22 protein-coding genes are annotated in these 24,221 nt (G+C 34.9%); 14 read left to right on the forward strand and 8 right to left on the reverse strand.

What is annotated here, in order from left to right; genetic code table 11:
- The first annotated feature begins 31 nt into the window (after window positions 1-31).
- The 3 genes from ilvC to IGI43_RS15470 all read left to right on the forward strand — a co-directional run bounded on the left by ilvC (window position 32) and on the right by IGI43_RS15470 (window position 4,781).
- Window positions 32-1,027 (forward strand): ketol-acid reductoisomerase, encoded by a 996-nt coding sequence (gene ilvC / locus IGI43_RS15460; RefSeq protein WP_438758672.1) that lies wholly within the window; start codon window positions 32-34, stop codon window positions 1,025-1,027.
- 66 nt (window positions 1,028-1,093) lie between these two features.
- Window positions 1,094-2,350, forward strand: coding sequence for a threonine ammonia-lyase IlvA (ilvA, locus tag IGI43_RS15465; protein ID WP_438758673.1), 1,257 nt, complete (start codon window positions 1,094-1,096; stop codon window positions 2,348-2,350).
- A 562-nt stretch (window positions 2,351-2,912) separates the two neighbouring features.
- Complete coding sequence (locus IGI43_RS15470) at window positions 2,913-4,781, forward strand: acyltransferase family protein (RefSeq protein WP_438758674.1); 1,869 nt, start codon at window positions 2,913-2,915, stop codon at window positions 4,779-4,781.
- An 80-nt stretch (window positions 4,782-4,861) separates the two neighbouring features.
- Here IGI43_RS15470 and IGI43_RS15475 read toward each other — a convergent pair whose 3' ends face one another.
- Together IGI43_RS15475 and IGI43_RS15480 are read right to left on the reverse strand one after the other, a co-directional pair.
- Complete coding sequence (locus tag IGI43_RS15475; RefSeq protein WP_438758675.1) at window positions 4,862-5,383, reverse strand: GNAT family N-acetyltransferase; 522 nt, start codon at window positions 5,381-5,383, stop codon at window positions 4,862-4,864.
- Between the two features lie 38 nt (window positions 5,384-5,421).
- Window positions 5,422-6,240 (reverse strand): NUDIX domain-containing protein, encoded by an 819-nt coding sequence (locus tag IGI43_RS15480; RefSeq protein WP_438758676.1) that lies wholly within the window; start codon window positions 6,238-6,240, stop codon window positions 5,422-5,424.
- Between the two features lie 246 nt (window positions 6,241-6,486).
- On the opposite strand from IGI43_RS15480, the gene IGI43_RS15485 reads away from it, so the two are divergent.
- Together IGI43_RS15485 and IGI43_RS15490 are read left to right on the forward strand one after the other, a co-directional pair.
- Window positions 6,487-7,029 carry a biotin transporter BioY gene (locus IGI43_RS15485; RefSeq protein ID WP_438758677.1) on the forward strand — a complete coding sequence of 181 codons (543 nt, stop codon included), beginning with the start codon at window positions 6,487-6,489 and terminating at the stop codon, window positions 7,027-7,029.
- 49 nt (window positions 7,030-7,078) lie between these two features.
- Entirely contained in the window at window positions 7,079-7,348 is a 270-nt protein-coding gene (locus IGI43_RS15490) for a CHY zinc finger protein (protein WP_438758866.1), read from the forward strand.
- Between the two features lie 167 nt (window positions 7,349-7,515).
- Here IGI43_RS15490 and IGI43_RS15495 read toward each other — a convergent pair whose 3' ends face one another.
- Together IGI43_RS15495 and IGI43_RS15500 are read right to left on the reverse strand one after the other, a co-directional pair.
- A complete protein-coding gene (locus IGI43_RS15495) occupies window positions 7,516-8,703 on the reverse strand; it encodes a toxic anion resistance protein (protein ID WP_438758678.1) in 1,188 nt (395 codons plus the stop codon).
- A gap of 287 nt (window positions 8,704-8,990) precedes the next feature.
- Complete coding sequence (locus tag IGI43_RS15500) at window positions 8,991-9,656, reverse strand: 5-bromo-4-chloroindolyl phosphate hydrolysis family protein (protein ID WP_438758679.1); 666 nt, start codon at window positions 9,654-9,656, stop codon at window positions 8,991-8,993.
- 276 nt (window positions 9,657-9,932) lie between these two features.
- Between IGI43_RS15500 and IGI43_RS15505 the strand changes: the two genes are divergently transcribed.
- The 5 genes from IGI43_RS15505 (at window position 9,933) to IGI43_RS15525 (ending at window position 13,071) form a co-directional block, all read left to right on the forward strand.
- Window positions 9,933-10,616, forward strand: a complete 684-nt coding sequence (locus IGI43_RS15505) for a hypothetical protein (protein WP_438758680.1) — start codon at window positions 9,933-9,935, stop codon at window positions 10,614-10,616.
- Between the two features lie 288 nt (window positions 10,617-10,904).
- Window positions 10,905-11,489: an NUDIX domain-containing protein gene (locus tag IGI43_RS15510; RefSeq protein ID WP_438758681.1), complete on the forward strand. Its 585-nt coding sequence runs from the start codon at window positions 10,905-10,907 to the stop codon at window positions 11,487-11,489.
- Window positions 11,486-11,782, forward strand: a complete 297-nt coding sequence (gene macP / locus IGI43_RS15515; RefSeq protein WP_438758682.1) for a cell wall synthase accessory phosphoprotein MacP — start codon at window positions 11,486-11,488, stop codon at window positions 11,780-11,782. Before IGI43_RS15510 ends, macP begins: the two co-directional genes overlap by 4 nt.
- 16 nt (window positions 11,783-11,798) lie before the next feature.
- A complete protein-coding gene (locus IGI43_RS15520) occupies window positions 11,799-12,491 on the forward strand; it encodes a 5'-methylthioadenosine/adenosylhomocysteine nucleosidase (RefSeq protein WP_438758683.1) in 693 nt (230 codons plus the stop codon).
- 31 nt (window positions 12,492-12,522) lie between these two features.
- Window positions 12,523-13,071, forward strand: a complete 549-nt coding sequence (locus tag IGI43_RS15525) for a cysteine hydrolase family protein (protein WP_438758684.1) — start codon at window positions 12,523-12,525, stop codon at window positions 13,069-13,071.
- Between the two features lie 198 nt (window positions 13,072-13,269).
- Here IGI43_RS15525 and IGI43_RS15530 read toward each other — a convergent pair whose 3' ends face one another.
- Genes IGI43_RS15530 through IGI43_RS15540 form a run of 3 tightly spaced genes read right to left on the reverse strand, consistent with a single transcriptional unit; the run spans window position 13,270 to window position 14,715 of the window.
- Window positions 13,270-13,545 carry a GIY-YIG nuclease family protein gene (locus tag IGI43_RS15530; RefSeq protein WP_438758685.1) on the reverse strand — a complete coding sequence of 92 codons (276 nt, stop codon included), beginning with the start codon at window positions 13,543-13,545 and terminating at the stop codon, window positions 13,270-13,272.
- A complete protein-coding gene (locus IGI43_RS15535; protein ID WP_438758686.1) occupies window positions 13,535-14,269 on the reverse strand; it encodes a tRNA1(Val) (adenine(37)-N6)-methyltransferase in 735 nt (244 codons plus the stop codon). Before IGI43_RS15535 ends, IGI43_RS15530 begins: the two co-directional genes overlap by 11 nt.
- Window positions 14,270-14,298: 29 nt before the next feature.
- Window positions 14,299-14,715: a GNAT family N-acetyltransferase gene (locus IGI43_RS15540; protein WP_438758687.1), complete on the reverse strand. Its 417-nt coding sequence runs from the start codon at window positions 14,713-14,715 to the stop codon at window positions 14,299-14,301.
- Window positions 14,716-14,883: 168 nt separating this feature from the next.
- Here IGI43_RS15540 and IGI43_RS15545 point away from each other — a divergent pair, with 168 nt between their 5' ends.
- The 4 genes from IGI43_RS15545 to IGI43_RS15560 all read left to right on the forward strand — a co-directional run bounded on the left by IGI43_RS15545 (window position 14,884) and on the right by IGI43_RS15560 (window position 23,163).
- Window positions 14,884-15,504, forward strand: a complete 621-nt coding sequence (locus IGI43_RS15545) for a lysophospholipid acyltransferase family protein (protein WP_438758688.1) — start codon at window positions 14,884-14,886, stop codon at window positions 15,502-15,504.
- 156 nt (window positions 15,505-15,660) lie between these two features.
- Window positions 15,661-16,800, forward strand: coding sequence for an exonuclease SbcCD subunit D (locus tag IGI43_RS15550; RefSeq protein ID WP_438758689.1), 1,140 nt, complete (start codon window positions 15,661-15,663; stop codon window positions 16,798-16,800).
- Window position 16,801: 1 nt separating this feature from the next.
- A complete protein-coding gene (locus tag IGI43_RS15555; RefSeq protein ID WP_438758690.1) occupies window positions 16,802-19,945 on the forward strand; it encodes an AAA family ATPase in 3,144 nt (1,047 codons plus the stop codon).
- Between the two features lie 20 nt (window positions 19,946-19,965).
- Complete coding sequence (locus IGI43_RS15560) at window positions 19,966-23,163, forward strand: DEAD/DEAH box helicase (RefSeq protein ID WP_438758691.1); 3,198 nt, start codon at window positions 19,966-19,968, stop codon at window positions 23,161-23,163.
- Window positions 23,164-23,213: 50 nt separating this feature from the next.
- Here the strand turns inward: IGI43_RS15560 and IGI43_RS15565 are convergent, their stop codons facing one another.
- Entirely contained in the window at window positions 23,214-23,924 is a 711-nt protein-coding gene (locus IGI43_RS15565) for an HAD family hydrolase (RefSeq protein ID WP_438758692.1), read from the reverse strand.
- Between the last annotated feature and the right edge of the window lie 297 nt (window positions 23,925-24,221).

The following is a 24,221-nucleotide window of genomic DNA, read 5'->3' on the forward strand; positions in this document are numbered from 1 at the left end:
TATAAGCATAAAAAATTTGGAGGGTTTAACAATGGCAAAAGTATATTATGATAACTCAGTAGAAAACAATCAGTTACAAGGAAAAACAATCGCAATCATTGGCTACGGTTCACAAGGGCATGCACATGCACAAAACTTAAGAGACAATGGAAACCAAGTGATCATCGGGATTCGTGAAGGAAAATCAGCAGAAGCGGCCAAGAACGATGGCTTTGATGTATTATCAGTTGAAGAAGCATCTAAAAAAGCAGATGTAGTCATGATTTTGGCTCCGGATGAAATCCAAGGAGATCTTTATGACAAAGAGATTGCACCTAATTTAGAAGCAGGCAATGCGTTAGCATTTGGTCACGGCTTTAATATTCATTTTGATGTAATCAACCCACCAAAAGATGTGGATGTTTTCTTAGTTGCTCCTAAAGGACCAGGACATCTTGTTCGTCGTACCTTTACAGAAGGATTTGCAGTGCCAGCATTATTTGCAGTATATCAAGATGCAACAGGCAAAGCGAGTGATGTAGCATTATCTTATGCCAAAGGAATTGGCGCAACCCGTGTTGGGGTATTAGAAACAACATTTAAAGAAGAGACTGAAACAGATTTATTTGGTGAACAGGCAGTACTATGTGGTGGTTTGACTAGCTTGATTGAAGCAGGTTTTGAAACCTTAACAGAAGCTGGCTACCAACCAGAATTAGCTTACTTTGAAGTATGTCACGAATTGAAATTGATTGTTGATCTTATTTATGAGGGAGGATTTGAAAAAATGCGTAACTCAATCTCAAATACTGCTGAATATGGTGATTACGTTTCAGGTCCTCGTGTTGTGACTGCTGAAACAAAAGCGAACATGAAAGAAGTTCTTACAGATATCCAAAATGGCAAGTTTGCTAAAGGCTTTATCGATGATAATAAAAATGGCTTTAAAGAATTCAACCAAATGCGTAAAGACAATGCTGGACATCCAATTGAAAAAGTTGGAGCAGAGTTACGTAAAATGATGCCTTTCGTATCAAAAGAAGACTAAACGAAAAAAAGAGGTTGAGAAATTTTTTTCTCAACCTTTTACATAATAATAAAGGGTGAGGAAAATTTGGTAGAATTAACAAAAGAAAATATAGAGAACGCATTCGATGTGCTGAAAGACGTAGTAACCAAAACACCATTGCAGTATGATATGTACCTATCGCAAAAATACCAATGCAATGTTTATTTAAAAAGAGAAGATTTACAGAAAGTTCGTTCATTCAAATTAAGAGGGGCCTACTATGCAATTAAGCAAACGCCTCACAATATGCTGAAAAACGGAGTTGTCTGTGCCAGCGCAGGAAATCATGCTCAAGGAGTAGCGTATACTTGCCATGAAATGAAAGTGTCTGCAACAATCTTTATGCCGACAACGACACCACAACAAAAAATCTCTCAAGTAAAATTTTTTGGCGGAGATGAAGTATCGGTTCAATTAATCGGTGATACTTTCGATGCTTCAGCTAAAGCCGCTAAAGAATATGCCAGAGCCAATAATCAAGCTTTTATAGATCCTTTCAACGATTTAAATATTATGGCAGGACAAGGAACGGTAGCGGTAGAAGTATTTCAAGAAGCAAAAGAGTCTGAATTTCAAATAGATTATTTATTAGCGGCAATTGGCGGTGGAGGTTTAGTTGGTGGCGTTTCAACTTATACAAAAAGCGTTAGTCCAACTACGGCCGTCATAGGTGTGGAGCCACTTGGGGCTCAATCAATGCGTGCTGCTTTTAATGAAGGAAAACCAGTCATGCTAGATAGTGTTGAAAAATTTGTAGATGGGGCAGCAGTCAAACAAGTTGGAGACTTAACTTATGAACATGCACTTGAGTATGTAGATGAGTTGCTGGCAGTAGACGAAGGACAGGTTTGTTCAACGATTCTAGAGCTCTACACTAAACAAGCAATCGTTGTTGAGCCAGCTGGAGCCTTAAGTGTTTCTGCTTTAGAGTTAATCAAGGAAGACATAAAAGGAAAAAATGTAGTTTGCATCATCAGTGGTGGCAATAATGATATCAACCGTATGGAAGAAATCGAAGAACGTTCATTGATTTTTGAAGGATTAAAACATTATTTTGTGATTAATTTCCCGCAACGGCCAGGAGCCTTAAGAGAATTTGTAACAGATATTTTAGGACCAAATGATGATATCACTCGTTTTGAATATACTAAAAAAGTCAATCGTGGAACAGGACCAGTCGTTTTAGGAATTCTATTGAAAGACAAAAATGAATTATCGAATTTATTAAATAAAATGGCATCTTTTGATCCAAATTATATTGATCTTAGTGATAATCCATCATTATATGCATTGCTTGTTTAATCTTATTTAAATAGAGTTTTTTTGAACGATCCATCAATTTTTTCAGGCTAGGATATAACTCGTAGAGTTATGTTCTAGCTTCTTTTTTTATTAACAAGTTTAAGGAGAATCTGCATTACTATCTAGAAAAAGAATAATTGTCTTTAAAATCAAGCCCATTAAGACAAACTAAAAGTGGACTAAAATAATATAAATTTCGATGTTCGTATTGTTATGTTAGCTTTTTAAAAACTTAAAAATAGTGGTTTCATAGAAGTTAAAGAAAAGCCATCAAAACATACGTTAAAATTATCTAAAATTTACTTAAAAAAATAGAGAAACAGAGTAAGAGTTCTTGCCATTTACTAAGAAAGAACGTATATTTAATTTGCTACGTTAAATCAGTCAAAAACTACGACTGTCAAAGATCATGAGCCAGATAGAAATTGGTTTCCTTCAATTGACTACTTTTTAATTAAACATCACATATTTTTTCTATAATCAATGTTTTTAACTATCATGACATCTTTGTTAAAAATTACACGAAATAAAAAAAAAGAATACTAGTAAAGTTGGAATATAAATGAATAATAATAAAAGGACAGTAAATCGCCGTTATATTACTGGGTTCGATGGGATTCGAACAATTGCAGTTGTTGGCGTGATTCTGTATCACTTGTTCCCTAACACAATGCGTGGGGGCTATTTAGGTGTCCCTATTTTTTTTGCAGTTTCTGGCTATCTGATTACTGATTTACTTAGACAAGAATGGCTTAAAACTGAAACAATCGACGTTAAAGGTTTTTACATTCGTCGGATGAAACGACTCTATCCGGGATTGCTTGCCATGCTGATTACGTCATCAGCTTATATAGTGCTCTTTCAAAGAGATTTATTAAATAATTTACGCAGTGTAGTCGCCAGTAGTGTATTTTACTATAATAACTGGTGGCAGATTTTTAGAGGTTTTTCTTATTTTGATCGTTTTACAACGCAGTCTCCATTTACTCATATCTGGTCATTAGCTGTTGAAGCACAGAATTATTTGATTTGGCCTTTGTTATTTATTGTTCTTAAAAAGTATGTTAAAAATAGCGGCAAAATTTTTGGACTAGTTATGGGACTAGCTGTTGGATCAGGAATTTTAATGGCAGTGTTATATACTCCAGGAGCAGATCCAACGAGGGTTTATTATGGAACAGATACACGACTATTTTCGATCTTAATGGGAAGTGCATTGGCTTTTGTTTGGCCGAGCTTCCGCTTGAAAGAAGAAATCCCGATAAAAGCAAAAAAATTACTGAACGGTATAGGAATTTTTTCTTTAGTGGTCTTACTGCTTTCATTCGTATCCTTATCCGATCATCTAGCTTTTGTATATTACGGAGGCATGTTTATTGTTAGTATTTTTGCAACGGTATTAGTTGCAGTCACTGCTCATCCAGGAGCTGATCTAAACAATTGGTTGACGAATCCTGTGTTTAAATGGATAGGTAAAAGAAGTTACGGCATTTATTTGTATCAATTTCCAATTATGATTTTTTATGAAGCTAAAATCAAAAATCTCAGTGATCATGTTTATATACACTCCTTGATAGAGATTGCCTTGATTTTGGGAATCAGCGAATTATCATATCGTTTTATTGAAAAACCACTAGGCAAATTTTATTATAAATATACGTGGTTAGCCATCAAAGATTTTTTCCGAAAACCTTGGTTTACAGTTCCTAAAATGACCGCGTTGATCAGTGTTGTGTTATCTTGCTTTGCATTGTTCGCCCTAGCGATTGCCCCTTCTAATGAAGTGACCGCTGACCAGCAACAGCTGCAAAAAAATATTGAAGCGAATAAAAAGAAAGCAGAGCAGAGAAAAGAGGAAGAAAAAGCTAAAAATGAAGGGGAAACGCAAGATTCTACCAAACAACCAGCACCAAAGCCAGAAGCAAATTTTGATTTAACTGCGCAAGAAGTTAAGAAAGCACAAGAAATGGAAATAACAGCATTTGGAGATTCCGTTATTTTGGATGCGGCGGCAGGACTTCAAGAGATTTTTCCAAAGATGATTGTTGATGGTGAAGTAGGTAGACAACTTTATACGAGTGCCCCAATTATTGAAAAATTAGATAAAGAAAAATTATTAAAAAATAATGTTTTAGTTGGCCTTGGGACGAACGGATCATTCACTGAAGCTCAATTTGATGAATTTATGAAAGCAATTGGTCCACAACGCAAAGTCTTTTGGATTAATGTTCGGGTTCCAACAAGAAGATGGCAAAACGAAGTCAATACTATGCTCGAAACAATGAAAAATAAATACAAAAATTTAGTCGTTATAGATTGGTATGATTATAGTAATGAACATGAAGAGTGGTTTTATGATGACCGTGTCCACCCAAATGTGGATGGGCAAGTAAAATATTCGAGTTTTATTGCGAAACAAATTCTAAAATAAGAAAATAGTTGATTTAAGAGGAAGAACCAAAACTGATATTAAGTTTTGGTTCTTCCTCTTATTTTAAATTGATATCTTTATTAATGTAATACTAATTGATAAGCAACTCGCTCACCGTTGGAACTTGGTAATAAAATATCGCCTTGGTATGTAAAACCAGCTTTTTTTATTATCTGTAACATGGCTTTATTTTTTGGATGGGTATCAATACGGATGTCTAAATAATTATTTAGCCTAGCTGTGGTAATAAGGTGATTTATCAAAACTAATGCTAATCCTTTACCCTGATAATCAGAACCAAGAGCCACGCGGTGAATTGTTGCATAACTAAGATTGCTTTGTTGCCAATCACCATTTCTAATCTCCTCATAAGGACGTTCAATATCTGTTGAGATAATTCCCAAACCTGCAATTTTTTGATCAACAATCAATACATAACAGTATTCTTGAAGGATATCTTGCTCTAAAATCTGTTGAGTAGGTCCTTCTCCATGTTGCCACTGAGGAATATTACTATTAAAGAGGTGTTCTCTAGCAGATGAAATGATCTGCAATATATTAGGTAAATCAGTTGGTACAGCTTTTCTTAAATAGACGACCATGTTATTATCCTTCTTTTTGCTAAGTATATTGTTGTTGATTACGAATGTTCAGATTTTAGCTGATAAATTTTCGAAGGACGACCGATCCCGACAGGGCGTTCTCCAATTTCTTCAAAATGATGAAGCATCGCTTTTTTAAAATTTGAATGATCAATATTTTTATAATCAATACCAGAAAACTTAGCAAAAACCTTCCTGGCTTCTGTAATCGTAAAATCTTTTCCTAAGACTTGAAGAACCTGAGGATCATGCTCCATTTTGTTTGCCACTCGATTAAAAGCTTTCAAAATAATTTCACTATGATCAAAGGCTAAGGTATCTTTTCCAGTCGAAGATCCGGTGGTTAAATCTAAAATAATTTCTACATCAGCGTTTGTAAGAGAAAGAGTGTTATCTTCACGTTCCATTGTAAACCAGCGAACTTCTTTAGCATCATCTCCTGCAATCAAAGGCTCTTCTCCGATAAATGCCAAATAACTCACCGTTACGACCCAGCCTCGTGGATCACGGTCTGGTCGACTAAAGCTGTGAAGCTGCTCGATATTTTCTTTTGAGATAAAGACGCCTGTTTCTTCTTTCGTCTCTCGCAGCACACTTTCGCCAGTTGATTCATTTCTATTCACAAACCCACCTGGTAAGGCCCAAGAATTTCTATAAGGATGACCTTTTCTTTTAATTAAAAGTATTTTTAGTTGGTCTTCTTCCTTGTTATAACACATCAAAACAATATCTACAGTCAGAGAAGGTTTTTCGTATTCAGGAAGTTCTTGTTGATGGTACCATTTTAAAAATGTCGTTTCATCGGCTTGTTGTTCATAATATTGTCTTTCTTCTTCCTTTGAATTAAAGTGTATCAAGTTATTCATCCTCTCTAAACTAGATAAAAGTAATTTTTACTTTATTGTATCATTCTCATCAGGAAAAACAACCAAAGATACTGGAAAAAGTAATGAGTTACTAAATTTAAGCTTTTAAAATAAAAGAGTTCTATTTTTATTTAAGGAATAACTGCCTTTTGTCAACCTTTATTTATAATTGGTTGACAAAAGGCGGGAGAAATAGTATTTTTAAATAGATAAAAATAGTTTAATAGGGAGGGAAATATGAAAACAAAAGAGATCACAAAAATTGCTATTATGATCAGTATCATTATTGTTTTAGGCTTTTTTCCGCCAATTCCAATAGGGTTACTGCCGGTTCCTATTGTAATTCAAAATGCGGGCTTCATGCTCAGTGGTTTATTACTAGGAAAAAAAAATGGAACGATTTCTACAGTACTGTTTTTATTATTAGTAGCGTTAGGTTTTCCATTATTAGCTGGTGGTCGAGGTGGACTGATGGTTTTTTTCAGTGTTACGGCCGGTTATCTTATTGCCTATCCATTTGCTTCATTTTTGATTGGTTGGATGACCGAAAAATTTAATCCAAACAATAAAGGAGTCTTTGCTGCCTTTGTCATTACATTTCTTTTCGGTGTTGTATTTATAGATTTTTTGGGTGCAGTAGGGATCAGTCTGATTTCAAATGTTTCATTATCAAATAGTTTGATTGCTAGTTTGGCATTTATTCCAGGGGATATAATCAAGGCATTTATTACGGCTATTCTAGCTCGAAGAATATCAAAAACTTTGAACAAAAAGGGATGATAGTATAGAAAAAATCTTTGGTTTAACTATTGATAATTTTGGTAGATGTATTCATTATGATTTGTTAGAGGATGTTATTGCTAATAAATGTTACTGTTGTAAAAAGTATTATGCTTGTTATCGTTGTCATAATAATCAGGAAACTCATGATTTTTTACCATGGCCAACGAAAAAGAATCCAAGCGATAAAGTTGTACTTTGCGGCGTGTGTCATCATGAAATGACGTTTTTAGAGTATACAAAGTATGAAAAATGTCCAAACTGTGAACATCGATTTAATATAGCTTGTAAGAATCATGCGCATTATTATTTCAGTTAAGAAAGAATAGCCTTTGTATCAGGGAGAATTGACTATGAGTATATAAGAATTCTAGACAATTACAAATTAATACACGAAACGAGGCTAGGACGTAACTCTACGAGTTATATCCTAGCCTTAAGGAATCCGAATAAACGCTTCTGTCCCAACTTTGCTTCTTATTGATTTTATTGCGTTAATTCTAATAATTTGCTTTTTAAATCTTCTTCCATGTTACCTAATTCGATTTCAGCAGCACGACGTTTTTCTTTACCTTCTTGCTGGATTCGCAAGGTTTCTTGTATTGTTTCAACTAAATCATTTTGAGTTTTTTGTAATGTGTCGATATCCACGATTCCGCGTTCATTTTCTTTAGCAGTTTCGATTGCAGAGATTTTAAGCATTTCTGAATTTTTCTTTAATAAATCATTTGTTGTTTCAGATACTTGACGTTGTGCTGTAACAGCATCTTTTTGTCGTAATAAAGTCAAGGCGATCACGACTTGGTTTTTCCATAGTGGAATGGCTGTGTTGATTGATGCTTGAATTTTTTCTGCTAACGCCTGATTCGTATTTTGAATCAAACGGATTTGCGGTGCTTGTTGAATCGTGATTTGACGAGCTAAACGTAAGTCATGGGTTCTTTTGTCTAAGCGATCTAAAAATTGTGTATAATCATTCGCTATTTGAACATCCATTTGATCGCCAGATTCTTCGGCTTTTTTCATCGCTTCGGGGATGATAGTTGTTTGAAGTTCTTCCATCTTCAACTCTCCTGCGGCAATATAAATATTCAATGCATCAAAATAGTCTTTGTTTTTATTATATAACTGATCAAGCATTAAATTGTCTTTCAAAAGACCATTTTTTTCATGATCCAATTTTATCGAAATTTTATCGATTTGGGCACCGATTTTTTGATATTTCGCAGTGATTTCAAAAACTGATTGCTTTACTTTTCCAAGCATTTTTGAAAAGAAATTCCCTTCACCTGCTCTAAGTTGATCAGGATTCGCTTCACTTAAACGGAACATAAGGTCAGTTAATGAATCACCAACAGGACCAATATCTTGTGCTTGTACATGGTTTAACATTGATTGAGAAAATTCACTTAATTTCGTTTGGGCAGCTGAACCGTATGTAATAACAGCTTGCGAATCTTGAACATCGATCTTTGAAGCAAGTTCTCGAGCTTGTGCTTGTCTATCTGCAGGCAATTTATCCACTAAACGGTCAGCGACTTGCTTATCCTGCAAAGCAGAAATTTCACTTTTTTGTGTTGTTGTCAACGAATCGATAGGCGTTGAAAACGGGTTATTCAACAAATCATCCAGCGTGTCATTTACTGGCGTTATATCTTTTGGCTCATTTTCCATTATAATTCCTCCTAAATTTAAAAGCTGAAAGAGCTTGGTCAGCCTCGATGGGAAAATAGAAAAAAATGATTGAGGTGCTTTTTAACCTCAGTTATTTTTTATCTTTTACCCGAGAGGCTTGCTCTTGAAGCTAGATACGATTAAAAGCTGAAAGAGTTTGTTCAATTTCTATTTTACATCTATCGAGTTTATACTCTCAAGAACCGATGAGAGTAAGACGGGGTGTAATGCTCTCATCAGTTCTTTTCAACATCAGCTCATTTTAATCACTATGTTTTTAAGCAAATCTATTCCTCTTTATTTTGACTACTATCATTATCTCTTTTTAAACTATTTTTAGCAACGGATATCTCAACATCTAAATCTTCTAAATCCTCTGATACGAACTGTTCATAGTCCTTTTTGATCAATTTAGAGACTTGATCGATAATTTGAGCACTTTCTTCCAGTTTTCCATAAGTTTGTTTATTTTTGATTTCATGAGCGTCAATTTCCAAATATTTACTTGTTAGATCTACCAAGTTTGGTAAGTGCGTATAAAGAAAATGGTTAGCCAAGTGTAATTTTTTTGGATCTTTGACTAATTCTTTAAATAAAGCTTTTGATACACGCAACGTATCATTACGTAAATCGATCGCTCTTAATTTAGCAGAAGTGTTCATATTTTCTTGTAGCTGGACGATTTGTTTTTTAGCAGTGTTCATCGTATCTCGGAAAAAAATGATCTCTTGATCAGTCATGCCGATCGTTTCGTAGTGTTCCTCTTTGGACTTTGTAAGATTAGGCAGTTCTTCTTTTTTCTCAGCTTTTTTCTTTGAACCAGTGAAAATCAGGACTATAAGAATCAAAAGAACCACCGCAACTGCTGGTATATGGACACCGGTAATAAAACGCAGAACGATACCTGCTAAAATTAAGTAAGTTATTATCTTGATAAGTTTTCTTTTTCTCATTTTAAATTCCCTCCAATCATTCATTTCATCGAAAGTTACTATCTTTCGTTATATAAGTTATTTTAGCACATTCTACTCAATAAAGAATATCAGTCCAAAGGTTGATTTTGATATTTAGAGAAAATGTAAGAAATGGCAAGAGAAAATAGCGTTTTTTACTACTTAAGATGTAGAAAGAATGAAATCTTTCACAGAAAAGTCAAAAAAAATATGAGAAAAATAGACAAACGTGGGGTATAATAATAGATAATGATTACGATTAAAAGGAGAAACATTGTGAAAAAACTTAAAATCATTACTATATTATTGATTGGATTGGTGATTTCGGGCTGTTCTGGACGTAAAGTCGTGGAAGATGACGATGATAGTTATATAGAGGAAACAAGTTCTAGTATAGAAGAATCAAGTTCTTATGGGGACGATGAAGTGTTTTATGAACCTAGAGAATCGACTTCGACAAGTGAGTCAGTCGATGAAAATACAAAGGCCACTGAAGAACCAAAAGATCAAGCTAAAGGCAAGATAGAAGTAATCAAAACAAAAAATGGCAACTTTAAAGTAGAACTAACAGATGGTTGGCAGTCAGTAGAGACAAAGGAATTAAGTGATAATGCTGATGTAAGTTTGAAAAATACTGCAAATGAAGAATATTATATGGTTTTAAGTGAAGCCAAAAAAGATTTTGACAGTTTTGATGCATTCAAAAACTCAGTCGATTTATCTGACTTAGGTGAACGAACAGATGAGAAGAAAGAAACGATCAAATACAATGAACTTAAGGGTGAGCGCCGTATGTTCACTGCGACCAAAGATGATGTAGAAGTTTTCTATATCTATGATTTGATGGAAAGTAAAGATCATTATTTACAGTGCATCAGTTGGACATTGGCGGATAAAAAAGAGAATAACAAAGATGATATGATCAAAATCATGAACTCTCTGGTTGAATTACAAAAATAAGAATATACAAGTAAGCTAAATAAACTGATTTTACTTTTAGAAGGGGGAAGCAAAGCTAGTAATCTAGTGTTGCTTCTCTTTTTCCTATGTTAATATTAGATGAAACTGGTACAAATTTTATAGACTGATATAATTAATTGAGGTAGAAAAATTATGGTAATACTTAATTAATTGTTAATAAGAGCAGAAAACACCTGAATATAGCGAACAAAGGATTCACAAAAAGAATGATAAGTGATAAAATTTCAAAATTGAGGTATTATATCCATAGAAAGATTGGTGAAGGACATGATGAACTTTGAAGAGTTTGAGGAGAAGACGATTTCCAGAAAAGAAATATTTAAAGGGCAGATCATTGAGGTTGTCGTAGATGAAGTACGTTTGCCAAATGGTGAAACTAGCACACGTGAATTAGTTTTCCATTCAGGAGCTGTTGCGGTCATTCCGATTACTGCGGATAATAAAATAATTATGGTCAAGCAATTTAGAAAGCCAATGGAGAAAGTTCTTTTAGAAATTCCTGCTGGAAAAATCGATCCTGGTGAACATGACTACCCAAAAGAGACAGCAGAAAGAGAGTTAGAAGAAGAGACTGGTTTTCGAGCAAATAAATTGACCTTTGTAACTTCTATGTATGTTTCTCCTGGATTCGCTGATGAACTACTTCATGTTTATTATGCCGAAGATTTAGAAAAAGTTCCTAATCCTCGTCCTCAAGATGACGATGAAGTTTTAGAATTATATACATTAACACTAGAGGAAGCGAAGGCTGAAATCACTAGTGGATTAATTTGTGATGCAAAAACGATTTTTGCCGTGCAATTTTGGGAACTGCAGCAATTAAAAAGGCTGCTGAAGGAGGATAAACAATGAGTAAAGGTCCGCTAGTCACTCGGACAGAATTACGGAGACGAAAAGAAGAAGCTGACAAAGAAGCACAAAGATTATTTGAGCAGGAACAAAAAGAAGCTGATAAAGAGTACCGTAAAAAAGAAAAAGAAATATCTAACTTCTATCGTAAAGAGCATAAAAAGCAAAAGGAAGTTACAAAATCTCGTTCAAATGAGCAAACAAAAATCCGTGAACGCAGCAACACATTAACTAAAGCGATCATTGTTGTGGGAATTTTGCTAGCTATTGTTATATTTATAGTATTGAATTTATAGAAAAGAGGAAATCACAATGAAAATTGGAATTATCGGCGCTATGGATCAAGAAGTAAAAATTTTAAAAGAAAAATTATCGGATACTCGATCTTGGGAAAAGGCTGGGGCAGTATTTGTGTCTGGATCTTTAGGACGTCATGAAGTGATTGTTGTTCGTTCTGGTATTGGTAAAGTTTTATCAGCCGTTACGACGACTATTTTGATTCATCAATATGGTGTTAATATGGTAATTAATACAGGTTCTGCAGGCGGTATTGGCCAAGGTTTAGCTGTAGGTGATTTAGTCATCGCGGACAAATTAGCTTATTTTGATGTGGACGTTACTGGATTTGGCTATCAATTGGGACAAGTACCGGGGATGCCATTGTATTTTGAATCAAGTGACTACTTAAAAATTGAAATGAAAAAAGCAGCAGATAAAACAGGAATGTCGATTCATAACGGATTGATCGTAACAGGCGATTCTTTTGTCAACGATCAGAAAAAAGTCAAAGAAATCATTACGGAATTTCCAGAAGCATTGGCTTGTGAAATGGAAGGTGCGGCAATTGCGCAAGCAGCGGCTCAATTTAATATCCCATTTTTAGTAGTTAGAGCAATCAGTGATACAGCAGACCATGAAGCTTCTCAAACATTTGATGAATTTATTGAAGAAGCTGGAGAAAAATCTGCACAAATGGTGATTAATTTTGTAGAGCATCTGGTTTAATCTATCTTATAGTTGAAATGGAGGACCTAGAATGAGAGCGTTGATTTCAATCGATTACACAAATGATTTTGTGGAAACGAAGGCTGCTTTAACAACGGGTAGTGCGGGTCAAGCTATTGAGGAAGCGTTAGTGGAAGTCACAAAAACATTCACTGAAAATAAAGATTTTGTGGTTTACGCGATTGATTCCCATGATACAAATGATCCTTACCATCCAGAGAATGATTTATTTCCACCTCACAATATTGTGGGAACGACTGGGCGAAATCTTTACGGGAAACTTGCAGATGTTTATGAAGAAACACGTAAACAAGCTACAGTTTATTGGATCGATAAACGCCATTATTCAGCTTTTAGTGGGACTGATTTAGATATTCGTCTACGTGAAAGAGGTATTACAGAGGTGCATTTAGTAGGTGTTTGTACCGATATTTGTGTGTTACACACGGCTGTTGATGCTTACAATTTAGGTTATAAAATCATTATTTATAAACAGGCAGTTGCAAGTTTTGATCCAATCGGACATGAATGGGCGTTGAATCATTTCAAACAAAGCTTAGGTGCAGAGATAATCGAATAAAAACAGAGAGGTAAAACTATTTTAGTTTGCCTCTTTTTTAATACAAAAAAACCATGTACAGTCACTATTTTAGAAGTAAATTCAGCAATCTGTTTTTCATTTAGTTGATTGGATCATCGTTACTATTTACTTCTAAAAGATTTTTGTTTAAAAGTCGCACGATTTTATGAGCATCAGCATTCCTGAATTTTCGAATTATCAGGTCCATTCTGGAACATCCCGCTTTTTTAAATAATCGATTTTATGTTTCCTTGTTAATTTTTTAAAGGCATATTCTGCTTTTGTAGCATCACTGCGACTGCTGAATTTTTCAACATGGATCATTTTTGCAGGTAAACGTGACGGAAGTCTTGTATATTTTGCTCCAGTACCGCTGTTGTGTTCAGTTAAACGTCGTTCAGGATCTGTGGTATATCCTCCATAAAATGTATTATCTTTGCAATAAAGGACATAAAAATAATGATTAGTTTCCATACAACATCGCCTTCATTTCTGATGAATAGTTATTTTGTTCATCATAAGTGAATAAGGGGGACAATACACGAAAACCATCTTTCTTGCCTTGTTTGATTCCTTCGATCAATAACGTATTTGCTTCTTTTCCGGCTTTAGGATAAATAAAACGCACTTTCTTTGGTGCAATATTTGCTGATTCCATGGCTTGCAATATGTCTAAAAACCGATCAGGACGATGAACCATTGCTAGCCGACCATTTGTTTTTAAAAGTTTTGCTGATACTTCAATTACTTCTGGCAGCGTCGTATGAAGTTCATGCCGGGCGATTGCTAGATGTGGATTTGGATTTTTTTGACTTGTTGGTAGCTCTTTAAAGTAAGGCGGATTACATAAGACTAAATCAACCGAATCTGGTTTGATGATCGTCGTTGCTTTTTTTAGATCTAATTCAAACATGGCCATTTGATCCTCTAGCTGATTTAACTGGATGCTTCTTTTCCCCATATCAGCCAACCGCTCTTGTAATTCAATTTGTGTGATTTTAGCTTTAGTTTTTCGGCTGGCAAATAAGCCGACTGCTCCATTTCCAGCACAAAGGTCAACAATCGTGCCTTTTTTGGGGAAAATCGGAAAGTTTGCTAATAAAACAGCATCGATGGAGAAAGAAAACACTTCTTTACTTTGTATGATTTGAATATCATCTGCGTATAATTGATCGATTCGCTCATCTGGTAATAACATGTAAGATTCATTCCTTTAACTTTTTCAGTTTAAATTCGTTTTACTAAATAATACTTTGTAGTGCCGCTAAACGGGGTATCTTTTAATTGTCCAAAAACGTGATAACCGTATTTTTCATAAAATGCTTTTGCTTGATAGTCTTGAGTGTGAACGGTTATGAGTTCAGAACCCGATTCGATAGCAAATGTTTCGGCTTTTTTGAACAGTTGTGAGCCGTATCCTTTACCACGATAATTTTTAGCGACAGCTAGTAAAGAAATATGAGTTGTATTCATCCACTTATTAGCTGTGACCCCACCAATATAAAGCGTATCATCATAGAGGGCTAAAGAGAAGACGGTATTTTTTTCAGCGGGAATCTTTTTTTCTTCTATTTGATTTTGAGAAAGTAGCGTAATCAATTTCGCGTCGTTTTCTTGTTGATTCAATTCTTTAAATTCAATCATCATTATAACCTCCCATTTTCTTCAATTCTAGAGTAAAGCTCTTTTATGGAACAGAATAGTATCCTTATATTATACTACAATTAAGATTAGAAGAAACCTGTGAAAAAGACTTGTCAAAAGCAACAGTTTTCGGCATACTTATAGCAGTGAAAAGAAAGGAAGAAAAACATGTTTTTTACATTTATGCGTGGTGTTGTTCGGGTTGTTTTGTTTATTATCAACGGCAATGCACATTATGACAAGAAAGACCGTATTCCTCAAAATGAAAATTATATTTTAGTTGCGCCTCATAGAACTTGGTGGGAGCCATTATATTTAGCTGTAGGCGGATCACCAAAAAAGTTTAGTTTTATGGCAAAAAAGGAATTATTTAAGAATCCATTTCTAAGTTTCATTTTAAAGCATGCGAATGCTTTTCCTGTCGATCGTGAAAAACCAGGTCCAAGTGCTATTAAGACACCTGTTAAAACATTAAAGAATACTGATTTGAGTTTAGTGATGTTTCCAAGCGGTACGCGTCATTCTTCTGAGTTAAAAGGCGGTGTAGCGTTGATTGCTAAAATGGCAAAAGTTAAAATTGTGCCAGCTGTCTACCAAGGTCCACTAACATTAAAAGAGCTATTCAAACGTCGTCGAGTAACTGTTCGTTTTGGTGAACCGATCGATGTTAGCGATATTGCTAAAATGGATAAAGAAGGGATCGCTGAGGTTGAACGAAGACTGCAAGCCTCTTTTGACAGCTTAGATCAAGAAATCGATCCTAACTTTAAATATGAAGTGAAAGAATAATAGTTAGCCTTTTTTTATCCATTAGAGCCTAGATATGACTTGATAAGTTATATTTCAGGCTTTTTCTTGTTTTGGAAAGATTCTGCACGTTTGAACCATATATTTCTCCAAAAATTTGGTATAATAGTAAGAAGGACTTTTTTAGGTGGTGGAAAAATGCGTTTTTTACATACAGCAGATTGGCATATCGGTAAGAAATTACATGGCTACGATTTATTAGAAGAGCAAGTAGATGCATTCCAGCAGATTTTAGCAATTGCTAAAGAGGAAAAGGTGGATGCAATCGTCGTTTCTGGAGATCTATATGATCGCTCTGTTCCTTCTGTTGAAGCAATCGAGGTCTTTAATCGAATGATCGTAGAAATGAATTTAAAAGAAAGATTTCCCGTGTTGGCGATTTCTGGGAATCATGACAGCAGTATCCGTTTAGAGACGGGGGGGCCTTGGTTTGCTCAGTCAGATTTTCATTTGAACACCCGATTGGATCAAGCATTTGAACCTGTAGAGATTGGAAATACTCAATTTTTCTTATTACCTTATTTTGAACCGATCTCAGCTCGATTATATTTCGATAATGAAGAAATTCGGACGATTGAACAAGCAATCAAAGAAGTCATCAAAGAAATAGAGAAACAATTCAAATCTGATATGGCACATGTTTTAGTCAGTCATTTTTTTGTCGCTGGCAGTGAAAAATCAGATTCGGAAACAAAATTAATGGTCGGCGGTTTGGATACCGTCCCGTTGTCATTACTAAAATCATTTGACTATGTAGCGTTAGGTCATTTACATGGAAAAAATGCTTTGAAAGCTGAAAATGCCCGTTATAGTGGCTCACCATTGAAATTTTCATTATCAGAAATGAATCAAAAAAAGGGCGTTTGGATAGTAGATACTGAAGCGGGAGAGACGACATTTAGATTTGAAGAAATCATACCACTAAGAGACGTTAAACAAATAGAGGGCAGTTTTAAAGAACTGACTGCACAAGAATTTTATGAGTCGATCGACCGTGAAAGTTATTTTCATATCCAATTAACAGATCGAGCTGTGATTCCGAATATGATGAATCAATTACGACAAATTTATCCACGAATCATTGGCATAGAACGTTTATTTGGAAGAGACGTGCAGCACAAAGAAAGTAAGTCAAAAAAAGAAACAAAAGCTTTAGCTCCAACAGAATTAGTGGATCAGTTTTTTTCAGAAGTAACAGGTGAAGAGTTGACAGTACAACAACAAACTTGGATCAAAGACAATCTAGCAGCGCTTCATCAAGCAGAAAGAGGGAAATAAGTTGAAACCATTAACACTGACATTAAAAAACTTCGGTCCTTATATTGCTGAAACGATTGACTTTACTAAATTTGAAGACTCATCTTTATTTTTGATTAGTGGTAAGACTGGTTCAGGTAAAACAACTATTTTTGATGGAATGAGTTATGCTTTATTTGGTGAAAGCTCAGGGAAGTTACGACAAGGAAAAGAAATGCGTTCTACTTTTGCTGATCCATCGGAGCCGACCGAGATTCATTTGGCCTTTTCTCATGGGGACTATTTTTACGATATCACGAGAAAACCAGAACAAGAACTGTATAAAAAAAGAGGGGACGGTACTCGAACTCAAAGTGCGAAAATTTCACTGGTCGTCAAAGATCGTTCAGGAAAAGAACTTAGAGAATACACGAAACGCCGAGAAGTCGATAGTTTTATTCAGGAATTGCTACATCTTGATGCAACCCAGTTTGCTCAGATTGTTCTTTTACCTCAAGGCGAATTTAGAACTTTTTTGATTGCAAATAGTAACGATAAAGAAAAAGTATTACGAAACTTGTTTGGCACACAATTGTATCAGACGCTAAATGAACAACTTAAGACACAATTAAAGTCAGTCAATCAAGGGATTGAATTGACGCAGCAAACAATCCAAGCGAAATTGGATCAACTATACTGGCAAGAACAATTATTAGAAGAACTATCTGTAGAGCAACAATTAGCCGCGTTGGATCAACAACAAGAAGTGATGATCAAGCAACAAGCGGCAGAAGAATTGGAACTGTCTATTCTACAAAAACAAAAGCAGCGCAAAGAACAAGAAAAATTTATATTAGAAGAACTAGCGAATGAGTTTGCAAAACAAGATCAGCTAAATAAACAAAAAGAAGAACTAGATCAGGCTAGTGAAATGATCAAAAAATTGCGAACAGAAGAACAGCAACTTCAATGGGTGAAAAACCATCAAGGCCTAATTGAGAAAATCGATGAGAAGAAAAAATTACTTTCAACGTACATAAAAGAGTTGAAAGAAAATCATTCAGAACAACAATCGGAACAACAAATAATCCAACAATTAGAAAGTACCCAAAAAGAAAAATTAGACCAAGCTGCTGAAATAAGCAGTATAAACGAGATCGTCCATAAATTGCAATTTCAAATTCCTCTGTATGAAGAGAAAGAAAAAGTAAAAAGTGCCATCAAAAAAAATTCTTTAGAGCTAGAAAAAGCCAAAACAAAGCTCGCGCAAATAAAAGAAATACAATTCAAAGCGGAACAAGCTTATCAAAAAGAACTCGTTGTTATAGAAAGACAAGTTCAAATTGAAAAAGAGCAGTTAGAGTTGGAACGACATCAGGAACAATGGCAGACGTTTCTGGAAAATTGGGAAAAGCAGCAACAACTTGAAGCAAAAATAACTGCTATAAAAGAAGCGTTAAGTGGCAAAAATATAGAGCTAAAGCAGGCAGTAAAAGAGAAAGAAACGATACATGAACAAGTCGTAAAACAAAAAAGTGAATGGGCAAAAATGCAGATCAGTCGTTTAAGTTTGCTTTTAGTTGACGGTGAACCATGCCCTGTTTGCGGTTCATTAGAGCACCCAAGTCAAAAAGAACATCAAGAATTTTCATTAGAAGAAATTCAAACAATAGAAAATGAACTCAATAATAGTGAAAAACAGGCTCAAGAACAAGAAGCGATTGTTGCCAAACTACAAGCTCAAGTAAGTCAGACTAAAATGACCGAAAAAGAGCTGCAAAAAGAGTCGGAACTGCAGCATAATAAAGTCGATTCACTGTTTAAAAACCTGCAAGAAAAACAAATTGTTTTTTTAGAAAAGCCTTTGACTTCGGAAGGAATCGAACAGATTTCTACTGATTTTCAGCGTGTAACAAAAAAAATTGAACTTGAGTTGAGTCAAATAAAAGACGCTAAAAGCAGAATCATCGAGCTGGAAAAAACAGTTGAAGAGCAACAAAATAACGTGTCTGAACAAGAAAAACTCGTCATTGAACAGCAGCAAGAACAAACTGAAAATCAAACCAAACTAAAAACAATATCAGAACAATTGATTGACAAACAGCTATCTTTAGCTGAAATAACAAATCAAAAACAACAACTTGAAGATCAAATAATGCAATGGGAATCACAGAAAAAAGAAATCGATGAGCACCTTGCAAAAAGAAAAGAACGCTGTCTACTGCTAAAAAATACTGAAGAACATCTTGCCAAAGAACAAGCATTAAATCTGACAGAAAAAATGACATTAGAAAAACAATTATTGAAAGCTATAAACGAATCAAACCTTGAATTAGACGAAAAAATAGTCCGCGTTTTATTGAGTGAAGTATCGAAATTAGAAGCAATCAAAGAAGAATTAACAGTTTTTGATAAGAAAAAAGATCAATTGACATTTCAATTAAGCGAACTAGAAAAAAAACTTAAAAACAAGGAACAACCGGAAATAACGAGTTTACTAGAAGAAATTGACGTATTGACTTCTTCACTTCAAACTAAAGAGGCAAATTATTACCAACATCAAGAAAAAATAAAGGCTAATGAGAAGATTCAAAAACAAGTGAAAGAATTGATCGCGTCTATTGAACAACAGTGGGAAGAGGTAACGGCTTTGCACCAATTAGCAGCGACCGTCAATGGCGATAATCCAAGAAAAACGAGTTTGGAAAGATACGTCTTACAAACGTATTTGGAAGACGTTTTAAAAGTAGCCAATCAACGTTTAGGATTACTGACGAATAATCGTTATCAATTTGAATTAAACCAAGTTTCAGGGAGTTATAAAAATCAGACCGGGCTTGAAATCAATGTTTATGATGATAATGCAGGGAGTACCCGCAGTGCTCATACATTGTCTGGCGGTGAAAGTTTTATTGCGGCACTGGCTTTGGCCTTATCTTTGGCTGAGGTGATTCAAGAACAAGCCGGCGGTGTTTTAATTGAAGCTTTGTTCATTGATGAAGGATTTGGCTCTTTAGATGAAGAAGCCCTAGAAATGGCAATGGAGGCGTTAGAAACAATCGAAAATGAAGGAAGAATGATTGGGATTATCAGCCACGTAAGTGAATTAAAAGCAAGAATTCCACAGCAATTGCAAATCAAAACAAATGGAAATGGTCAAAGTCGGGTGACCTATCAAACGGCTTAAACAGCCTAGGAGGTGATAATATGAAGTGGAGTATTCCAGAACGAATCGTTGAACGCGGCAGGGAATATATGAAAGAAGGTAGAGTCTTGTCGGTCGTACAAGATCCAGAACAAAAAATCTGGCATGCGGAAGTTTTAGGGAATGAACTGTATCGTGTGCAGTTAGATGGAACGGCTAAAGAAAATGATATTTGTGAATGTCCTTATTGGAAAGATCATGGTTATTGTAAGCATACGGTCGCAGTTGAGTTATATTTACGTCAAAAAGGTACTTCTCGAATCATAAAAGCAGATCAACCTGTAATCTTTGAAAAACGATCTTTATCTATTTCAGAAATGTTTACTAAGGGTTTTGCAAACCTAAATCAAGTTGAGGCAAAGAGTAAAATTACGCCGCTGACAGTTGAATATATCGTCGATGTTATTGAGACGAATAGTTATTATCCAGAATTAGCTGTTCTAGGGGTTTCATTGCGTCTTGGAAATCAGGGAATCAAACCTAAAACCTATATCATTAAAAATATCGGTGAGTTTTTCCAGACCTTCCAAAAAGAAGGAAGTTTTTTGATCAATAAACAACATCATTTTGACTTAATAAAAGAAGCTTTTTCAATTGAAAATCAAGAGCTGTTAGATCAACTATCGGCCATTTATCAAACGAGTCAACTTCTTGGCGCTAATGGAATTCAAGTCAAAGGGAAAATCGATAAACGCTATCTTGTGTTGCCAATCGATCAAGGTCAAAAACTACTTGAAAAAATGAGTTTGATTCCTCATTTCCAATTAAATGACGAGGAAAAAAAATATCGTCATCTTTCATTCGTAAGAGGCACATTACCGCTCTTTTTTGATATAAGTAAACAGCCAGATAATAAGTATAAATTAAGGATCGATGACCAGATATCCACCTTTTTATCTCATTATCAGTGGGGCTTCAGCAAAGATCAAGTTTATATTTTTACACAAGAACAAGAAGCAATCTACACGACGTTATTGCAACTATTAAAACGCGTCGAAAAACCTGAGATTATGTATGAAAAACCAGAGTTGTCAGATCTATTTGGCAGTGTTATTCCCTTATTGAAAAAAATTGGTACGGTGATCGTTAGTGAAAAGGTCAAGCAAGAAGTAGTTTATCATCCCTTAGAAACCATTTTTATTTTTCGGAAAATCAAAGGAATGATCAAAGTTAGGGTCGATTTTACTTATGGTGAGGTTGTTTTTTCAACGGATAATGAGCAGTCAGTGGCCTCAGGAGCGAATCAAGAAGTGGTTCGTGATAGTAAAAAAGAACAAGAAATTATAGAACAATTAACAGCTTTCGGTTATAAAAAAGTTGTCGACGGTTATGAAAAAGCATTACCAGTAGGGGAACGTTTGTATTATTTCTTTAAAGCAGAGGTGCCAACTTTCCGTCGTTTAGGTGAAGTTCGGATGGGAAAAAAATTGCGTGAACTATATTTGGATGCGGCTCATCATCAACCGTTGATCGAAGTTTCTGACTCTGATTCTTGGTTGGATGTGCGTTTTGATATTACTGGAATAGCGGAGCAGGAAATCGATGCTGTTTTAGCAAGTTTATTAAGAAATGATCGGTTTTATACGTTGGAAACAGGTGAAGTTCTCTCGTTGGATTCAGAAGAATTTCAGCAGACAAGTGAAATTTTAACACTGTTGAGAAAAAATATGAAAAACGTTCAGGGAACGATTCAAGTACCGAGAAATCAGGGCTTGATGATCGAAAATATGTTAGAAAACAACACTAGGGCTCATTTTTCAGACTCTTTTAAAGAAATGGTGTCAAACCTGACCCATCCAGAAAAGTTTGATGCAGTTTTACCTCAAACTATTCAAGCAACGCTTAGAAACTACCAAATAGATGGCTTTAAATGGTTAAAAATGCTTAGCTATTATCAATTTGGCGGTATTTTAGCTGATGAAATGGGATTAGGGAAAACACTTCAGACGATCACCTATTTATTATCTGAAAAAGAGGAACAGAAACAAAAAGGAGCAGCATTGATCGTAGCGCCAGCTAGCTTGATTTATAACTGGGCAGCGGAACTGAAGAAATTTGCCCCTGATATACAATCAGATGTTGTTGCTGGAAATAAATCAGAGCGCGAAAAATTGGCTAATCAGGCTGAGCTAGATGTATTGATCACCTCATATGCTAGTCTTAGACAAGATATCGATATGTATCAAGAATTAAATTTAGGCTACTTGATTTTAGACGAAGCACAAATGGTGAAAAATAGTGGAACCAAAACAGCACAAGCCTTAAAAAGTTTGACAGTACCACAACGTTTTGCTTTAAGTGGAACACCGATTGAAAATAATTTAGATGAACTATGGTCTATTTTCCAAATGATCATCCCAGGATTATTCCCATCAAAAACGTTGTTTAGATCAATGAAGCCTGAAGAAATTGCTAAAATGATCCAGCCGTTTATTTTAAGACGAGATAAGAAAACGGTATTAGCAGATTTACCTGATAAGATTGAAAGTAATCTATACAGCGTCCTTACTGAAGAACAAAAAACTGTATACTTGGCTTACTTAAAACAAATGCAAGAAGATGTTAGCCAAATGGATCAGAATGCGTTCAAGAAAAATCGTTTGAGTATCTTGGCAGGGTTGACTCGTTTACGCCAAATTTGTTGTGATCCTAGCTTATTCATTGATGATTATACAGGCGGTTCAGGAAAGTTAGAGCAAGTAAAAGACTTATTGGTAGCTGCCAAAGAAAATAATCGCCGCGTGTTGCTATTTTCACAATTTACAAGTATGTTATCGATCATTGAAAAAGAATTGCACGAACTGGGGTTATCAACTTTCTATTTAAGAGGGAGTACCAAACCTAAAGAACGGATGGAAATGGCAGATGCATTTAACGCTGGTGAGAAGGATATCTTCTTGATTTCATTAAAAGCTGGAGGAACTGGATTGAACTTAACAGGTGCGGATACTGTGATTTTATATGATTTGTGGTGGAATCCTGCAGTGGAAGAGCAAGCGGCTGGACGAGCACATCGAATTGGTCAAAAAAGTGTTGTAGAAGTATGGCGAATGATTGCAGAAGGTACTGTTGAAGAAAAAATGGACTCCTTGCAACAAGAAAAACGTGAGTTATTCCAGAAAGTGATTCAAGGAAATGAAGAGCAATTAGCGAAAATGACTGAAGATGATATTCGAATGATTTTGAGTATTGGAGAATAATCAAAAAAATAGCGTAGACTTAGAGAAAAATCTAAGCTTACGCTGTTTTTTTATGAAAATAACGATTGGATCGTCGGAAATAAATCATCAAATGAAGTAACTTCTTTAATATGATAAGCTTCTTCATCAGCAGGCATTTCACGTAAACGATGATTGAACCATAAAGATTTCCACCCACCATTTTTAGCACCTGCAATATCATTTTCAAAACTATCACCGACATATAATGTACGTTCGCAGTCCATATCAAACTCTTTTGCAGCAAGGTCAAAAATTTCTCTTTCTGGTTTTTGAAAGCCAGTGCTTTGAGAAATAATAATATTATCGGTCGGAACCCAATTTTCTAATTGAAGTTGTTTTACTTTTTTGAATTGATGATCTGTGGGACCGTTTGTGATGATCCCCATCGGAATGTTTTTCTCTTTTAAGAAATCAAAAACTTTTTTTACTTCTGGATGCATGACGATATTATCTAGTTCATCCTCATACATTTTTTGGAAGAGTAGACCCTTCTCTTGTGAAACAGTTGGATAATCAAGATCTTTCAATGATTCATTGATTCGGAAAAAGCGCATATATTCTAGTGTCCATTCATTCCCCATAACCTTTGGGAACGTTTCATCACTATGAAAACGAAAACGAATATATAGTGCGTGCATGTCCGTATCTTTTACGTAAGGAAAGACTGATTTGATTGCGTTTTTAAATGGTTGTTGCTGGTCATAAATGGTATCATCAACATCAAAAACAATAGTTTTCATTAAAAAATTGCACCCCTTAATAATTTTCAGGAAATTTTTCAAAATCCTTTTTCATTGTAGCGAACTTTTTCACAAAAGGACAGAAAGAAAATTTTAATTTAGATTAGAATGCTAATTGAATAGATGGACCAAGAAGGAAAATCTTTAAAAGTCATGCAAAATGGTGTCAAAAAAAATTTAACGATTCTCATTAAAAAACAATGATTTCTTAATAAAAGATAGAATAAAAAAACATATTTTTGAGAAACGTTTCTTCAAAAAAGTATTATCGTTAGTAAAAGCTTGAAGTGGAAAAAA

Source organism: Enterococcus sp. AZ126 (assembly GCF_051714545.1).
Taxonomy (GTDB): Bacteria; Bacillota; Bacilli; order Lactobacillales; family Enterococcaceae; genus Enterococcus_L.

Excerpts from the sequence above, each read along its gene's own strand:
- ilvC (WP_438758672.1), top strand. The coding sequence starts at position 32 with ATGGCAAAAGTATATTATGATAACTCAGTAGAAAACAATCAGTTACAA.
- IGI43_RS15470 (WP_438758674.1), top strand. The coding sequence starts at position 2,913 with ATGAATAATAATAAAAGGACAGTAAATCGCCGTTATATTACTGGGTTC.
- IGI43_RS15475 (WP_438758675.1), bottom strand. The coding sequence starts at position 5,383 with ATGGTCGTCTATTTAAGAAAAGCTGTACCAACTGATTTACCTAATATA.
- IGI43_RS15485 (WP_438758677.1), top strand. The coding sequence starts at position 6,487 with ATGAAAACAAAAGAGATCACAAAAATTGCTATTATGATCAGTATCATT.
- IGI43_RS15495 (WP_438758678.1), bottom strand. The coding sequence starts at position 8,703 with ATGGAAAATGAGCCAAAAGATATAACGCCAGTAAATGACACGCTGGAT.
- IGI43_RS15500 (WP_438758679.1), bottom strand. The coding sequence starts at position 9,656 with ATGAGAAAAAGAAAACTTATCAAGATAATAACTTACTTAATTTTAGCA.
- IGI43_RS15510 (WP_438758681.1), top strand. The coding sequence starts at position 10,905 with ATGATGAACTTTGAAGAGTTTGAGGAGAAGACGATTTCCAGAAAAGAA.
- macP (WP_438758682.1), top strand. The coding sequence starts at position 11,486 with ATGAGTAAAGGTCCGCTAGTCACTCGGACAGAATTACGGAGACGAAAA.
- IGI43_RS15520 (WP_438758683.1), top strand. The coding sequence starts at position 11,799 with ATGAAAATTGGAATTATCGGCGCTATGGATCAAGAAGTAAAAATTTTA.
- IGI43_RS15525 (WP_438758684.1), top strand. The coding sequence starts at position 12,523 with ATGAGAGCGTTGATTTCAATCGATTACACAAATGATTTTGTGGAAACG.
- IGI43_RS15530 (WP_438758685.1), bottom strand. The coding sequence starts at position 13,545 with ATGGAAACTAATCATTATTTTTATGTCCTTTATTGCAAAGATAATACA.
- IGI43_RS15535 (WP_438758686.1), bottom strand. The coding sequence starts at position 14,269 with ATGTTATTACCAGATGAGCGAATCGATCAATTATACGCAGATGATATT.
- IGI43_RS15540 (WP_438758687.1), bottom strand. The coding sequence starts at position 14,715 with ATGATTGAATTTAAAGAATTGAATCAACAAGAAAACGACGCGAAATTG.
- IGI43_RS15545 (WP_438758688.1), top strand. The coding sequence starts at position 14,884 with ATGTTTTTTACATTTATGCGTGGTGTTGTTCGGGTTGTTTTGTTTATT.
- IGI43_RS15550 (WP_438758689.1), top strand. The coding sequence starts at position 15,661 with ATGCGTTTTTTACATACAGCAGATTGGCATATCGGTAAGAAATTACAT.
- IGI43_RS15560 (WP_438758691.1), top strand. The coding sequence starts at position 19,966 with ATGAAGTGGAGTATTCCAGAACGAATCGTTGAACGCGGCAGGGAATAT.
- IGI43_RS15565 (WP_438758692.1), bottom strand. The coding sequence starts at position 23,924 with ATGAAAACTATTGTTTTTGATGTTGATGATACCATTTATGACCAGCAA.